1 protein-coding gene is annotated in these 1542 nt (G+C 51.2%); it reads left to right on the top strand.

Annotation, left to right across the window (positions count from 1 at the left end; all coding sequences use genetic code 11):
- Positions 1-251: 251 nt before the first annotated feature.
- A complete protein-coding gene (locus J8X26_RS26210; protein ID WP_208952466.1) occupies positions 252-1271 on the top strand; it encodes an IS110 family transposase in 1020 nt (339 codons plus the stop codon).
- The last annotated feature ends 271 nt before the right edge of the window (positions 1272-1542 follow it).

Here is a 1542-nt window from a genome sequence, read left to right as displayed (position 1 = left end):
GAATGAGATGAACGCATCCCACACCACGACAGCGGAGTAATGAATTAGCAATCAATGACCACTTTTTCAGCAAGACTGTTCGGTGCTCACGATGTTGCGCTCCGCCTCAGTCTTGATTCAAAAGCGGTTTCTACAGGGGTATTTGTGACGGATATCGGGGAAATGAGAGTGTGGATCCTTACAGACTTACGGCATCGCAATGTGCCCACGTCGGGATGCATAAGCCCCCTGAGAACTGAAGGATCCACAATATGAAATATACACCGGTTGGCGTTGATATCGCAAAGCACCTTATCCAGGTTCACTTCATTGATGAACACAGCGGAGAGGTAGTTGATAAACAGATCCGCAGTGAAGATTTTTTGGTTTTCTTCAGTAACCGGGAGCCCTGTCTGATTGGTATGGAAGCCTGCGGAGGTTCTCAGCACTGGGCGAGAGAACTGACAAAACAAGGGCACAGTGTTCGTCTGCTCCAGGCGCGATTTGTTAAGGCCTTCGTCATGGGGAATAAGAACGACGTGATGGATTCGCGCGCGATCTGGATGGCAGTGCAACAACCGGGAAAGACTATCTCGGTAAAAACAGAAGAGCAGCAGGCAATCCTGGCACTGCACCGTATGCGCCGCCAGTTGGTGAAGTTCAGAACCGCACAAATCAATGCCCTGCACGGCATGTTTCTGGAGTTTGGGGAGACCGTGAGGAAGGGGCGAACCTCTCTGGATAAAGCGGTGCCTGTGGTGCTGGAGCGCCTGCGGGACAGGTTGCCACCTTTCCTGATTGCTTTGTTGGAAGAGCAGCATTGCAGGCTTAGTGATCTTGATAAGCAAATTGATGGCATCGAAAAGCAGCTGAAAGCTGTGGCGACGCAAAATGAAACCTGCAAAAGGTTGCTGGAAATCCCCGGGGTGGGACCGCTGATTGCAACGGCTGCCGTTGCAACGATGGGAGAGGCGTCAACCTTTAAGTCAGGGCGGGAATTCTCGGCATTCGTGGGGCTGGTACCGAAACAAACAGGTTCCGGTGGCAAAGTGAAGCTGCTGGGGATCAGCAAGCGTGGCGACACATATCTGCGAACGTTATTTATCCACGGCGCCCGTGCGGCATCGTTGGTGGCAAAAGAGCCGGGGCCGTGGATAACTGAGTTAAAAAAACGTCGCCCGACGAGTGTGGCAATAGTCGCCATGGCCAACAAACTGGCCAGGACGGTGTGGGCGATAGCAGCACATAACCGAAAATATGAAAAAAATCATGTCAGCGTCAGACCCTATTAAGGACGGATGCAGGCAAACATTAACTCTTAAAAAAGGGTGAATGCAGAAAAGTTGCTTTGGCAATCGTAGTGATGACAACGACAGGTAAGACCGGGACTTACTAAACCTGAATGACGTCTAGGGTATAAAGCCCGCTAGGGGAATAAGGTGTGAGTCAGCGGATCTCATAGTGGCCAGCAGCTCCGACTGCAATAAGGCCGGATACAGAGCTGCAACTACTCGTCGAAGTTAGAACAACGAAAGCCTTGCAAACTGGGATGCGTTCATACAG

This window comes from Rahnella sp. ChDrAdgB13 (assembly GCF_017655185.1).
Taxonomy (GTDB): Bacteria; Pseudomonadota; Gammaproteobacteria; order Enterobacterales; family Enterobacteriaceae; genus Rahnella; species Rahnella contaminans.
This window is presented reverse-complemented; position numbering and strand designations above follow the sequence as displayed.

Coding starts and splice junctions, on each gene's coding strand:
- J8X26_RS26210 (WP_208952466.1), top strand. CDS start 252: ATGAAATATACACCGGTTGGCGTTGATATCGCAAAGCACCTTATCCAG.